The organism is Collinsella aerofaciens (assembly GCF_028206795.1).
GTDB lineage: Bacteria > Actinomycetota > Coriobacteriia > Coriobacteriales > Coriobacteriaceae > Collinsella > Collinsella aerofaciens_AX.
In genome coordinates, this window is the sequence record NZ_JAQLFJ010000006.1 from 1 (window position 1) to 12,712 (window position 12,712).

At 61.3% G+C, this 12,712-nt stretch carries 10 protein-coding genes and 1 tRNA gene; all 11 read left to right on the forward strand.

Translation table 11 applies throughout. The features are described from left to right. Positions 1 to 212 precede the first annotated feature (212 nt). The 11 genes from PMX70_RS05085 (at position 213) to mfd (ending at position 12,668) form a co-directional block, all read left to right on the forward strand. A tRNA-Asp gene (locus PMX70_RS05085) sits at positions 213 to 290 on the forward strand. Positions 291 to 649: 359 nt separating this feature from the next. Then, complete coding sequence (locus PMX70_RS05090; protein WP_118080686.1) at positions 650 to 1,135, forward strand: RrF2 family transcriptional regulator; 486 nt, start codon at positions 650 to 652, stop codon at positions 1,133 to 1,135. 21 nt (positions 1,136 to 1,156) lie between these two features. After that, a complete protein-coding gene (locus PMX70_RS05095; RefSeq protein WP_271743082.1) occupies positions 1,157 to 2,062 on the forward strand; it encodes an HhH-GPD family protein in 906 nt (301 codons plus the stop codon). A gap of 114 nt (positions 2,063 to 2,176) precedes the next feature. Next, the gene (gene rbr, locus PMX70_RS05100) at positions 2,177 to 2,716 is read left to right on the forward strand and encodes a rubrerythrin (RefSeq protein ID WP_006235152.1); all 540 of its coding nucleotides are present in this window, start codon (positions 2,177 to 2,179) and stop codon (positions 2,714 to 2,716) included. Positions 2,717 to 3,167: 451 nt separating this feature from the next. Next, entirely contained in the window at positions 3,168 to 3,602 is a 435-nt protein-coding gene (locus PMX70_RS05105; protein ID WP_271743083.1) for a hypothetical protein, read from the forward strand. A 123-nt stretch (positions 3,603 to 3,725) separates the two neighbouring features. Beyond that, entirely contained in the window at positions 3,726 to 4,256 is a 531-nt protein-coding gene (locus tag PMX70_RS05110; RefSeq protein ID WP_117736879.1) for a DUF6036 family nucleotidyltransferase, read from the forward strand. Next, a complete protein-coding gene (locus PMX70_RS05115) occupies positions 4,253 to 4,816 on the forward strand; it encodes a hypothetical protein (RefSeq protein ID WP_271743084.1) in 564 nt (187 codons plus the stop codon). The genes PMX70_RS05110 and PMX70_RS05115 overlap by 4 nt, the downstream gene beginning before the upstream one ends. A gap of 51 nt (positions 4,817 to 4,867) precedes the next feature. After that, positions 4,868 to 6,223 (forward strand): DNA recombination protein RmuC, encoded by a 1,356-nt coding sequence (locus PMX70_RS05120; protein ID WP_271743085.1) that lies wholly within the window; start codon positions 4,868 to 4,870, stop codon positions 6,221 to 6,223. 123 nt (positions 6,224 to 6,346) lie between these two features. Beyond that, the gene (locus PMX70_RS05125; protein ID WP_271743086.1) at positions 6,347 to 8,149 is read left to right on the forward strand and encodes an ABC transporter ATP-binding protein; all 1,803 of its coding nucleotides are present in this window, start codon (positions 6,347 to 6,349) and stop codon (positions 8,147 to 8,149) included. A 63-nt stretch (positions 8,150 to 8,212) separates the two neighbouring features. Next, on the forward strand, positions 8,213 to 8,878 hold the full coding sequence (gene nth / locus PMX70_RS05130) for an endonuclease III (protein WP_271743087.1): 666 nt from the start codon (positions 8,213 to 8,215) through the stop codon (positions 8,876 to 8,878). Between the two features lie 157 nt (positions 8,879 to 9,035). Continuing rightward, positions 9,036 to 12,668 carry a transcription-repair coupling factor gene (gene mfd, locus PMX70_RS05135; RefSeq protein WP_271743088.1) on the forward strand — a complete coding sequence of 1,211 codons (3,633 nt, stop codon included), beginning with the start codon at positions 9,036 to 9,038 and terminating at the stop codon, positions 12,666 to 12,668. Positions 12,669 to 12,712 lie beyond the last annotated feature (44 nt).

Here is a 12,712-nt window from a genome sequence, read left to right on the forward strand (position 1 = left end):
CGCGAGTTCCGCACGCAAAGGAAAGCACTTAATGTGCTTTCCGTCTTGCGCAGGACTGTAGAGCAGCAAACTTAACCCCCGCCCCCAGCCCCGGAGACCCTCCCGGATGGCCCCAAAATTTTTTTCAAAAAAGTTGTTGCGCGCCGGACAGACTTCTGTGTATACTAATCCCCGCAGCGCACGCGAGCGGAAACAAACGCGAACGCCTGCCTGGGGAGTTAGCTCAGTTTGGTTAGAGCGCCGGCCTGTCACGTCGGAGGTCGCGGGTTCGAGCCCCGTACTTCCCGCCAACGCAATTAAAGCCACGTCTTCGGACGTGGCTTTTTGCGTTTGATGCACTTTGTTTCGATAGAACGATCGCCCTGGTGCATCTTCGCCCAGAATCCCCGCGCCTTCGGGAACGCAAGTAAAATCTAATAAGTATATCTGTCTGAACAACAGCTTTGTTGCGCAACACCTGTTCAACGAGACAGGGGGTTAGGTTATACTAAATTCCACTGTGCGCCGCATCTGATGCATTTCGCTCCAAGCGCGGCACTCAGTGGATATCCGATTTACCATTTGGATGTCCTGGCGGTCATTTAGCGTCTCGACACAAGCTCGGCCCCGGAGCTCGTTCGAGCTGTTCGTATTCCTTGAAAGGGGAAACATGGACATATCGAGGAAGACTGATTATGCCCTTCGCATGCTTGCGATGCTTGCCGAGGAGCCGGAGCGGTTGCTTTCTGTTCGCACTGCTGCCGAAGAGGTCAATGTTCCGTATTCGTTTGCCCGTTCGATTCAGCACGGCTTGGTTCAGGCCGGCATTGTGGAGAGCCTGCGTGGTGTTCATGGCGGCATGCGCCTTAAGGTGAGCCCCGACGATGTCACGATCCGTCAGGTCGTAGAGGCCGTTCAGGGCCCCATGGTTATGAACGATTGCACCGCGCCCGATGGCGACTGTGCGCGCATGGGCACGTGCTGCTATCATCCCCTGTGGGCCGGAGCCCAGGCGCTGATGCGCGACTATCTCGATTCCGTTTCGCTCGGCGATATCGTCGCCCATCGCCAGTTTCCGGCTGTCGATCCCAAGTTCGCCGACCGCGATGCGTTTCCCGAGTACGCCGCCTGCGCGTATGCTTGCCGGGAGGAATAGCGCCGCATAAGGAGCATTGTCATGATTCAGGACCCCTTTCGTTCGATGATTCGTTCGGAAGGGGTCCTGCGTTATCGCGACCTTCCGTGGCGCCGCACGCGCGACCCGTATATCATCTGGCTTTCCGAGGTCATGCTGCAGCAGACGCAGGTGCCGCGCGTGGAGACGCGCATGCCGGCGTGGCTCGATCGCTTTCCGACTGTCCGGGCGCTTGCTCAGGCCGCCCCTTCCGATGTCTTGGATGCGTGGCAGGGGATGGGCTACAATCGCCGCGCCCTGGCGCTTCACAGGGCTGCACAGTGCGTTGTGGAGGACTGGGATGGGGAGTTTCCGCGTGAGATGCACGATCTGGTCGCGTTGCCCGGCATTGGCCCGGCAACGGCGCAGGGCATCCGTTCGTTTGCATTCGATCTTCCGGGCGTGTATCTGGAGACCAACGTGCGCACGGTCTTTTTGCATCATTTCTTTCCCGATGTGCCGGCCGTTCCCGATCGCGAGCTGGTGCCGCTGATTCAAGCTGCCTGTCCGGCGGCCCCCGGTGCGGCGGCGGATGAGATTGCGCCCTTTGCCGCGCCTCAAGACGATGCCGACACGCCGCGCGCGTGGTATTACGCGTTGCTGGATTACGGCGCGTATCTTAAAAAGACGCTGCCCAATCCGTCCAGGCGGTCGGCGAGCTATAGTCGTCAGTCCAATTTTGAAGGCTCGCGTCGCCAAAAGCGCGCCCACATTGTGCGCATGCTGCTGGCGGCGCGCGATGGGCAGCCGGCAGGTATTACGCTCGATGAAGCTGTTGCAGGCGTTAACGAGATGGAGACGGCAGCCGGCCGAGAGCCGGTCGAGCGCGAGCTGGTCGCAAGCATCCTTGCCGATCTGGAGCGCGAGGGCTTTTGCCGCTCCGAGGGCGATCGTTGGTTGAGCGTGTAGCCCGCTCAAATCTGAAGAACGGGATTGTAAGGTTTAAATTCTCGGCTTGAGGGCATCCTAAAGACAGGGCCGCTCAAAGCCTATGGGCGGCACGTGTTGAAGGGAAGTACACCTATGGATTTTGAGAACTCTCAGACCAAGAAGAACCTCGAGACTGCTTTTGCCGGTGAGTCCCAGGCACACACCAAGTATCGCTACTATGCATCCAAGGCCAAAAAGGACGGCTACGTTCAGATCTCGAATATCTTTGCCGAGACGGCGGGCAACGAGTCCGAGCATGCCAAGCTGTGGTTTAAGTATCTGCACGATGGCGCCGTTCCGGGCACTCTGGACAACCTGCGCGACGCCGCCGCGGGCGAGAACTACGAGTGGACCACGATGTATGACGAGTTTGCCAAGACCGCCGAGGAGGAGGGCTTTGCCGAGATCGCCGAGAAGTTCCGCGGCGTCGCCGCTGTCGAGAAGGCCCACGAAGAGCGCTATAACAAGCTCGTCGAGCGCATTGAATCGGGCGAGGTGTTTGAGCGCGAGGGCGTAAAGGTGTGGAAGTGCCTGAACTGCGGACACCTGCATGTTGGTGCCGAGGCGCCCGAGGTGTGCCCGGTGTGCAACCACCCGAAGGCGTACTTTGAGGAGCAGGTGGTGAACTACTAGCGCTTGGCGCTGGCTGCTGCGGAGCGCAGGGCGGGAGGCCGGATCGCCTTCCCTCCCCGCTCACGGCTCCACAGGGTCGCGTTGAGGGAAGGCGATCCGGCCTCCCGCCCTGCGCTCCGGCTTCGGGTCGTCGCGTGCTCGTTACTGAAAAGCTGATTAGAAGTTTGTGTGCCGCCCCTTTTGGGGCGGCACGTTTTTGTGTGGGGTCTCGGTCTCCACAATTTTCGTCAAGCTTTTGGTTAGATTTTGGTTAGTTGGCGGGTTGGCGGAAGGGCAAAAGACCATTCGATAAAAAAGCTCAGAGAAAGTGCTGGTAGGGGAGTTGTTGAGGTTTTCGACAGCTTTTGTCAACAAGAAACTTTGCGGCTATTGCTACGGATTGCGTTGCCGTGGCATTGACGGTGCGGGATGCTGGGCGTAAGCGTCGAATGCTCCGATTTTGGAGGCCAGCATGGATCTGTTTCTTGAGACTCCGCAGCAACAAGCTGAGCGCATGCTGCGTCAGCAGCAACGACTCATGGAGATGCAAATGCAAGGGGCGGCAGTCCAGCCCTTTGCGCAAAATGTCGTGCTCGCTGCTGTACCTGCAGCTGTGCCCGGGTGTGAATCGGCACCAGAGGCCTATTCCGTACAGCAAGATTCATATGCGCAGGAGCTCGCGTTCGACAAGCGTCGTGCGCGCCGTCGCCGCGTGGGCCAGCGCCTGCGCACCTTGGCGATGATCGTGCTCATCCCGCTGGGGCTTGCGGCCATCTTTCTGGCGTCGTATGCCCTCACGTGCATCCTCAACGGCGCATCGCCCAACGAGGTACTCCAACATCTAGCGGCCCTGGGCCAGCGCCTAGGTGACGTCATAACAACCATCCGCGCCGGCTGGGAGAGCTAGCGTTTGTCACATTAGGACTTCTAGGGTGTAGGGATTCTCGCCACGAGTAGGATTCTTGCATCCTGTGGGTCCTGTCGTGCGACTGAATAGTATTATTGAAGATGAATAATAATAGGATTTGCTATGTATAAGCAGGATTTAGAGCAGACTCTTTTGGATATTGACGAAGAGGCGGAGCTGGAAATAGGTCCAAGAGACGATAGGCCGAGCGTTGTATTGGTGGGAGGAAGCGCCTTCATGCTAAACGATGTGACGAATCGGTCGGTTACACATGACATTGATGTGTTTGAGGCAGACAGGTGCCTCCGCGAGATCATAGCTCGATACCCCGAGGTGAATGGCATGGTAGTGGCATATTGCAACCAGATGCCATTCAATTACGAAGATCGACTGATCCCATTGGAGATCGGGGCGCATTTTATCAGGTACTTTACGCCATCTTTGGAGGATCTGGCGGTGATGAAGCTTTATGCCTATCGTCCGAACGACATCGTCGACCTCCATAGTCGAACATTTATCGACCGACTTGATTGGGATCTGCTCGAGCGGCTTATATTCGATGAAGGGGAGGCGTTGGCCTCGTCGCCTTCAGAGCGGAGTTATCAAGAGATGGTCTGTGCATACAGGCAATACAAAAAGGAGGTGCTCGGTTGAATCTGACTTTTGAGGGTTTTTTGAAAGGCTATTGCCGAGAGCTGTCCGGACAGCAGTCGCTGAGTTTTAGGAAGCTTGTAAAGCAGGCAACAACGGTTGAGCCGCGTGTGGCGGAGCCTCTGTTTTTGCTCGCTTTGGCGCAGGGTAAGGCCGAATACGTTCTGGGTTTATCCGAGGGCTCGTGGATGGAAGAGGATTACCGAGACGTTTTGTCCTTGTACGGTCAAGCGGGTAACATAATATCTTTATGCGCCAAAAGTGAGCTTCCTAATCGTTATGCCAACGTTTGGCGTGCGTATAGAGCGGTGAAGGAAAAGCCGGTGGCGAACAGAAGGATCAACGCCCTGATGCGAAAAAGAATACTGGAAGCATTGGAGGAATCGGGCGTAACGCGCTATGGCCTCTGCCGTGCTCTGCACCTGAATAAAGGAAACGTGTACGCATACTTAGCCGGTGATGACTCGAAGGTGAGCAGGAAGACAGCGCGTCGCATTATGGAATATGCGGAGGAGAGAAGCACCCAAGAAGGGGCCGGGCGCCCGGTGCGTGTGGCGGGGTAAGATTGATCGCGGTTTTGATTGATGGTCGATTGAGTTTGTTGGGCGGAGTCTATGCCTGCTATTGATATCGTGCTTGTTGTGATTGCCTTGGTGGCGGTGGGAGTTGCTGTGGCTTGCGCCCTCCAGCTCAAGAGCCTGCGTGCCGAGTTGCGGGAGCGTGGCGACAGTAGCGCGGAAACGCTGGCAGCGCTCGAGCAGGCCAACAGCACGCTCGACACCCTCAACGTCGCGTTGGCAGAAACCCGCCGCACGGCAAATGCCATCGCGCAGCAGCAGACGACCGATGCGGCCGTAGAGCAGCAGCGTTACCTGACCATCGCGCGTGAGTTCTCGCAGGCTGGCGACCGTATGGATGACCTGCGCCGCGAGACGGCCCAACAGCTCGGTGCCAACCGCGAGGGCATCGAGCACCGCCTGGACAAGGTGCGCGAGACGGTCGATGCCCAGCTGGGCGCCATCCGCAAGGACAACAACGTGCAGCTCGATCAGATGCGCGCGACGGTGGACGAGAAACTCTCCCGTACGCTCAACGATCGCCTGTCTGCATCGTTTAAGCAGGTGAGCGACCAGCTCGAGGCCGTGTACAAGGGCTTGGGCGACATGCAATCCATTGCCACGGGCGTGGGCGACCTCAAGCGCGTGCTGGGCAACGTCAAGGCGCGTGGCATTTTGGGCGAGGTACAGCTGGGTGCAATCCTGGCGGACATCCTTACGCCCGACCAGTATCTGGAAAACGTCGCCACCAAGCCCAGCGCCTCGGAGCGCGTCGAATTTGCCGTCAAGCTGCCGGTGGACGAGGGCGACCCCGTGCTGCTGCCGATCGACTCCAAGTTCCCGGGCGACGCGTACGAGCATCTGCTCGACGCGCAAGAGTCGGGTGATGCCGAAGCTGTGGCCACCGCGCGCAAGACACTCGATGCTATGGTGAAACGCGAGGCAAAGGACATCTGCGAAAAGTACCTGAGCGTGCCCGCGACCACCAATTTTGGCATTATGTTCATGCCGTTTGAGGGCCTGTACGCCGAGGTCGTCAGCCGCCCCGGGCTTATCGAGACCCTGGGCCGCGACTATCACGTTAACGTTGCCGGCCCCAGCACCATGGCGGCCATCCTCAACAGCCTGCAGATGAGCTACCAGACGTTTAGGCTGCAAAAGCGCACCGACGACGTGCTGCGTGTGCTCTCTGCCGTCAAGGCCGAGCTGCCGCGCTATCAGGCGGCGCTGCGTCGTGCCCAGCAGCAGATCGAGACCGCGGGTAAAACGGTCGAGGGCATCATCACCACGCGCACCAACGTTATGGAGCGCAAGCTCAAGGATATCGACGCGCTGGAAGACGCGCGGGAGGCCGACGAGATTTTGGGCTTGGAGTCCGCAGGCTTGCTCGCAGACCAAAAAGACGAAGACTAGCTGCATCTGACGGCGGGGTGCCTGCACAAGCACGGCGCGGGCGCTTTTCGCATCGTGCTTGCCTGAAGTGCGCTTTAGTGTGCAACAATGGCGTTTCGCCCTATCAGACGCGAAAGGAAGCCCATGTCTCAGAGAAACACCAGTCCGCTCAAACGCTCCACCGTGCGCCGCACGCTACAGCGTTTTTGGGACGTCACGCGCACACAGCCGCTGATCGTCTTTCTCTCGGTGTTCTCGTCGGCGGGCTACATCTTTTTGCTCACGTTTGCCAACACCTACGTGATGGCCCTTATCGTCGACCGCGTCCAGGCCGGCCCCGTGGCGGGCGACCAGGTGTTTGAGGTCTTTGGTCCCTATATTCTGGCGCTCGTGTTCGTTAACCTAGTGGGCCAGATCCTCTCCAAGCTGCAGGACTACACCGTCTACAAGCTCGAGATTGCAGGTAACTATCACTTGGCGCGCTTGTGCTTCGACACACTCTCCAATCAATCCATGACATTCCACACCAGTCGCTTTGGCGGATCGCTTGTGAGCCAGACGAGTCGTTTTATGAGCGGCTACACGGGCCTGGTGGACGTGACGGTGTATTCGCTCATTCCCACCATCACCTCGGTTGTCTGCACGGTGGCGGCGCTCGCCCCGGTGGTACCGACGTTTACCGTGATTTTGGTGGGCATCATGGTCGTCTACATCGCATTTGTCTGGCTTATGTACAAGCGCATCATGCCGCTTTCGGCCGCGACGTCCGCCGCGCAGAACAAGCTGTCGGGCGTGCTGTCCGACGCGGTCACGAACATCCTGGCCGTCAAGACCTGTGGGCGCGAGGACTTTGAGCGCGACCTGTTCGATGCCGCCGACCGCGCCGCGCGCGACGCCGAGACGGTTTCGATGCACGCCATGATGCAGCGCAACTTTACGACCTCGGGCCTTATCGTCGTTACTATGGCCGTGGTGAGCGTGTTCGTCGCGGGCGGCAACGCGTGGTTTGGCATCTCTGCTGGCGCGCTCGTCATGATCTTTACCTATACGTACAACCTCACCATGCGTCTGAACTACGTAAGCTCCATGATGCAGCGCATCAACCGCGCGCTGGGCGATGCGGCCGAGATGACGCGCGTGCTGGACGAGCCGCGTCTGGTGGCAGACGACGAGAACGCTCCCGAGCTTAAAGTGACCGAAGGTGCGATTGATTTTGAGCACTTGAGCTTTGCATACCGTGACGCCGCAGCGGGCGAGAGCGTGTTCGACGACCTGACGCTCCATGTGGCGGCGGGCCAGCGCGTGGGCCTGGTGGGTAAATCGGGCTCGGGCAAGACGACGCTCACCAAGTTGTTGCTGCGCCTGGACGACGTACAGGGCGGCCGCGTGCTCGTGGACGGCCAGGACGTCTCGCGCTGTACGCAGCAGAGTCTGCGCCGCCAGGTTGCCTACGTGCCGCAGGAGGCGTTGCTGTTCCATCGCTCCATTCGCGAGAATATCGCCTACGGACGCCCCGACGCCACCGACGAGCAGATCCGCGAGGCCGCGCGCCTGGCAAATGCGACCGAGTTTATCGACCGCCTACCAAACGGCTTTGACACCATGGTGGGCGAGCGTGGCGTCAAGCTTTCGGGCGGCCAACGTCAGCGCGTGGCCATCGCCCGCGCTATCCTGACCGACGCGCCGATCCTGGTGCTCGACGAGGCGACGTCTGCCCTCGACAGCGAGTCCGAGGCGCTGGTGCAGGAGGCGCTCGAGAACCTGATGCGCGGTCGCACCTCCATTGTGGTGGCGCATCGCCTGTCCACCGTGGCGGCGCTCGATCGCATCGTGGTGCTGGCGGACGGCGAGATTGTCGAGGACGGTACGCATGCGCAGCTTGTCGAGGCGGGCGGCGAGTATGCGAGCCTGTGGGGCCGCCAGACCGGCGCATTTTTGGAGGCTTAAGGCCCCCGTACGTGGGACAATCGTTTCCGTGAAGTTATGTTTCTGCCGAGCCGAGGAGTTGTTATGCCACGCGAGACCAATGCCGCCAAACGCGAGCGCGCCGTTGAGGTGTGCGAGCGCCTCAACCGTCGCTATGGCCCGGTCGAGTGTTTTTTGGATCACGAGAATCCCTTTAGGCTGCTCATCGCGGTGCTGCTCTCGGCGCAGACGACCGACGCGCAGGTCAACAAGGTGACGCCGAAGCTGTTTGCCCAGTGGCCCACGCCCGAGGCCATGGCGGGGGCGAGCGTGGCCGATGTGGCCGATACCATTAAGTCGCTCGGCTTTTATAAGAGCAAGGCCAAGCACGCCGTGGAGGCCGCGCAGATGATCGTTGCCGATTACGGTGGCGAGGTGCCGGCCGACATGAAGGAGCTCGTCAAGCTGCCGGGTGTTGGCCGCAAAACGGCGAACATCGTGCTCAACGTGGGGTTTGGCATTGTCGAGGGCATCGCGGTCGATACGCACGTCAACCGCATCGCGCACCGCCTGATGCTGAGCCCCAAGACGCATGCCAAGGAGCCGCTCAAGACCGAGCAAGATCTGCTCAAGATTTTGCCGCACGAGTATTGGGAGTCGGTCAACCACCAGTGGATCACATTTGGCCGCGAGATCTGCGATGCCCGTAAACCTAAGTGCGACGAGTGCCCGCTGGCAGACCTTTGCCCCAGCGTGCGCGTAGCGGGGTAGGGCGGAACACATCTTCGTCTGGCGTTTTTTGCGGGGCTGGGTTTGCCTTTGAGCCGGAGTCCTCTCCATGCGCTACCATGACAGGCAATGAAATTCGCCGCATACCCGCCGAGCTTGCCCCGGCGGGCTTTTGGCGTTGCAATGCCGGAGGAACAGCATGCTCATTCACCGTATAGCCGCGCAGCTCTACACTGCCGAGGCCTTGCAGACCGTCGAGGCCGGACTCGATGCCGGCGAGGACGTGACGCTGGCCGTGTCGCAGTCGGGCCGTACGCTTATGGCGGCCGCCCAGTTTGCGCGCCGTCCGCGACCGACGGTCTACATTGTGAGCGGCGAGGACGCGGCCGATCGCGCCGCGCGCAGCCTTGCCGCCTACGTGGGCTTGGCGCATGTGTGCCGCTTTCCCGAGCGCAAGGACTATCCGTGGCGCGAGCAGGCGCCCGACGACGCCGTGGTGGCGCAGCGCTGCGAGGCTCTGGGGCGCATCGTGCGCGGGGACAACTGCATCATGGTTGCCTCGGCCCGTGCGCTGCTGCGCTGCGTGCCGCCGGTCGAGAGTCGCTATTGGGAGTCCACCACTTTTGCGGTGGGCGAGGAGATTCCTTTTGACGAGGTGCCGCAGCGCCTGGTGGGCATGGGCTACACCAATGCCGGCGCCGCCGACGCGCCCGGTCTGTTCCGCGTGCACGGCGACACCGTCGAGGTGTTCCCCGCACAGGAAAAGGCGCCCGTACGCATCGAGTTCTTTGGCGACGAGATTGACCGCATCCGCCGCATGGTGAGCTCCACGGGCCAAACCATCGGCAACGAGGACAGTATCGAGATCTTCCCCTGCCGTGAGCTGGCGCTTACCGATGAGGCGGTCCACAACATGCACGTGGCGCTCTACCGCGCCAGCCAGGACGATAGCAAGCTGGCGGCGCTGCTCGAGATGGTGGATGCGCGCATCGTCACGCCCGAGCTCGACCGCTTTTTGCCGGTGATGTACGGCCAGACCGTGAGCCCGTTGGCACACGTGAGTGGCAAGGCGCTTGTGGTTTTGTCCGAGCCGCGCTCGCTGTTCGACGACTGCCTGCGTGCCTACGAGGATATCGAGGCCCGTGCCGGCGAGGCGGGGATTGACCGCCTGGACGGTCTGTACGTGCGCGCTCAACAGCTCGATTTTGGTGCCCAGCAGCGCCTGAACTACGTAAGCCTCATTCGTGCCGGCGGCGCGGTGACGGCCGAGCTCAAGATTGAGCAGCCTGCCATCGCAGGCTCGGACAACCGTTTTATGACGCGCATCCAGGAGGTCGTGGGCAAGCGCTATGCCTGCGTGTTTGCCATTCCCGACCGCGGCGCGCGTGAGTCGATGGAGCTCACCTTTGGCGACGAGGGCATTACCTTTGAGGAATCGCTGACCGCGGCGCCCGAAAATGCCGGCGCCATCGGCGAGCGCGTACGCGTGGCAACGGCGGATTCTGCCGATCGCGCTGCCCGCCAGGAAGCCCATGCTGCAATTCGCGAGCGTAAGGCCGACGCACTCAACGCCCGCTCGCTCGAGGCGGGCGCGGCCCAGGCTGCCGCCGGTGCCGCCGTGCCCACCATCTCGCGCGGGCGCGTGACCTTTGTCGATGCCGCCCTGCCGCAGGGCGTGGTGGTGCCCGATGCCAACCTGGCCGTGTTCTCGATCGCCGACCTCAACGCCCGTATGGATGCCAACCGCGCGCGCAGCCGCCGCAAGGTGGACATTACGCAGATCACCTTCCCGTTTAAGCCGGGCGACTACGTGGTGCACGCCACTCACGGCATCGCACTCTTTAGCGAGATTGCGCGTCAGGAAGTGGGCGGCAAAGAGCGCGACTACTTTTTGCTGGAATATGCCGACGGCGACAAGCTCTACGTGCCGCTCGAGCAGGTCGACCGTATCACGCGATACGTTGGCCCCGATGGTGACAAGCCGCGCCTGACCAGGCTCAATACCGCCGACTGGACGCGTGCAACCAATAAGGCGCGCAAGAACGCGAAAAAGCTGGCGTTTGACCTGGTCGATTTGTATACGCGCCGCTCGTCGATTACCGGTATCGCCTGTCCGCCCGATACGCCCGAGCAGATCGAGATGGAGGAGAGCTTTCCCTACGACGAGACGCGCGACCAGTTGGAGGCCATCGCCGACATTAAGGCCGACATGGAGGCGCCCAAGCCCATGGACCGCCTGCTGTGCGGCGATGTGGGCTTTGGCAAGACCGAGGTCGCCCTGCGCGCAGCGTTTAAGTGCGTGGACTCCGGCCGCCAGGTCATGGTGCTCTGCCCCACGACCATTCTGGCCCAGCAGCACTACGAGACGTTCTTTGAGCGTTTTGCCCCGTTTGGCCTTGAAGTCGAGGTACTCAGCCGCTTTCGCACGCCGGCGCAGCAAAAGCGCGCGCTCAAGGCATTTGCCGAGGGCACGATCGATGTGCTCATCGGCACGCATCGTCTGCTTTCGGCCGATGTGAACCCTAAGAACCTAGGCCTGGTGATCATCGACGAGGAGCAGCGCTTTGGCGTGCAGCACAAGGAGCAGCTCAAGAACCTGCGCGAGCAGATTGACGTGCTCACGCTTTCGGCCACGCCTATTCCGCGAACCATGCAGATGGCCACGAGCGGCGTGCGCGACATGAGCCTGATCACGACGCCGCCGACTGGGCGTCGTCCCGTGATCGTGCATGTGGGGGAGTACGACCCCGATGTGGTGAGCGCGGCGATTCGCCTGGAGGTGGGCCGCGGCGGCCAGGTGTACTACGTGTCCAACCGCGTCAAGACCATCGACGACGCCGTGGCGCGCGTGCACGAGGCCGCGCCCGAGGCGCGCGTGGGCGTGGCGCACGGCAAGATGAGCCCGCGCGAGGTCGAGGATGTGATGATTGAGTTCGCGACCAAAAAGATCGACGTGCTCATCGCCACGACCATCGTGGAGAGCGGCATCGACAACGCGACCGCCAACACGCTCATCATCGAGGATTCGCAGCGTCTGGGCCTGGCGCAGCTCTACCAGCTCAAGGGCCGCGTGGGTCGCTCTGCCACGCAGGCCTACGCGTACTTTATGTTCCCGGGCGAGCTGCCGCTCACCGAGGAGGCGACGGCGCGCCTGACCGCACTTTCCGAGTTCCAGGACCTGGGCAGCGGCATGCGCATCGCCATGCGCGACCTGGAGATCCGTGGTGCCGGCTCGCTTATGGGCGCCGAGCAGCACGGTAACCTGTCGAGCGTGGGCTTTGACCTGTTTACGCAGATGCTGGGCCAGGCCGTGGCCGAGGCGCGCGGCGATGACGATGCCGGCGTGGAGGCGGCGAGCGTGGGCATTAACCTGCCGGCCGATTACTTCTTGTCCGAGGAGTACCTGCCGGCGGTGGACCAGCGCGTGCTCGTGTACCGTAAGCTCGCGGCGGCCGAGGACCTGGAGAGTGTCGACGAGGTGCAGGAGGAGACCGAGGCCGCGCATGGTGAGCTGCCGTTGGCGGGACTCAACCTGTTCAACCGCGCGCGCATCCGCATTCGCGGCGAGCGCCTGGGGCTCGAGAGCGTCACGCTCAGCGGCGGTCGCATCACGTTTTTGGGCGTCGACGTGCCCAAGAAGGTGGCCTTTGAGCTTAAGACCCGCTATGGCGCGGTGAACTTCCCCAAGAGCCGCAAGCTGTCAGTGCCCTACAAGGCGGGCGCCGGTGCGGGCAGCGGCCTGGGTCGTGGCCTCGACGCCAACGACGGCACCGGTCCCGTGGCAGCCGCCCTCATGCTGCTGCAGCAGCTGGGCGCTAGTGATGATGACTAACAGGTAGGGGGCGTAGCGGGATAGAGATATTGGTCGTTCTTTGT

Excerpts from the sequence above, each read along its gene's own strand:
- PMX70_RS05090 (WP_118080686.1), top strand. The coding sequence starts at position 650 with ATGGACATATCGAGGAAGACTGATTATGCCCTTCGCATGCTTGCGATG.
- PMX70_RS05095 (WP_271743082.1), top strand. The coding sequence starts at position 1,157 with ATGATTCAGGACCCCTTTCGTTCGATGATTCGTTCGGAAGGGGTCCTG.
- rbr (WP_006235152.1), top strand. The coding sequence starts at position 2,177 with ATGGATTTTGAGAACTCTCAGACCAAGAAGAACCTCGAGACTGCTTTT.
- PMX70_RS05105 (WP_271743083.1), top strand. The coding sequence starts at position 3,168 with ATGGATCTGTTTCTTGAGACTCCGCAGCAACAAGCTGAGCGCATGCTG.
- PMX70_RS05110 (WP_117736879.1), top strand. The coding sequence starts at position 3,726 with ATGTATAAGCAGGATTTAGAGCAGACTCTTTTGGATATTGACGAAGAG.
- PMX70_RS05120 (WP_271743085.1), top strand. The coding sequence starts at position 4,868 with ATGCCTGCTATTGATATCGTGCTTGTTGTGATTGCCTTGGTGGCGGTG.
- PMX70_RS05125 (WP_271743086.1), top strand. The coding sequence starts at position 6,347 with ATGTCTCAGAGAAACACCAGTCCGCTCAAACGCTCCACCGTGCGCCGC.
- nth (WP_271743087.1), top strand. The coding sequence starts at position 8,213 with ATGCCACGCGAGACCAATGCCGCCAAACGCGAGCGCGCCGTTGAGGTG.
- mfd (WP_271743088.1), top strand. The coding sequence starts at position 9,036 with ATGCTCATTCACCGTATAGCCGCGCAGCTCTACACTGCCGAGGCCTTG.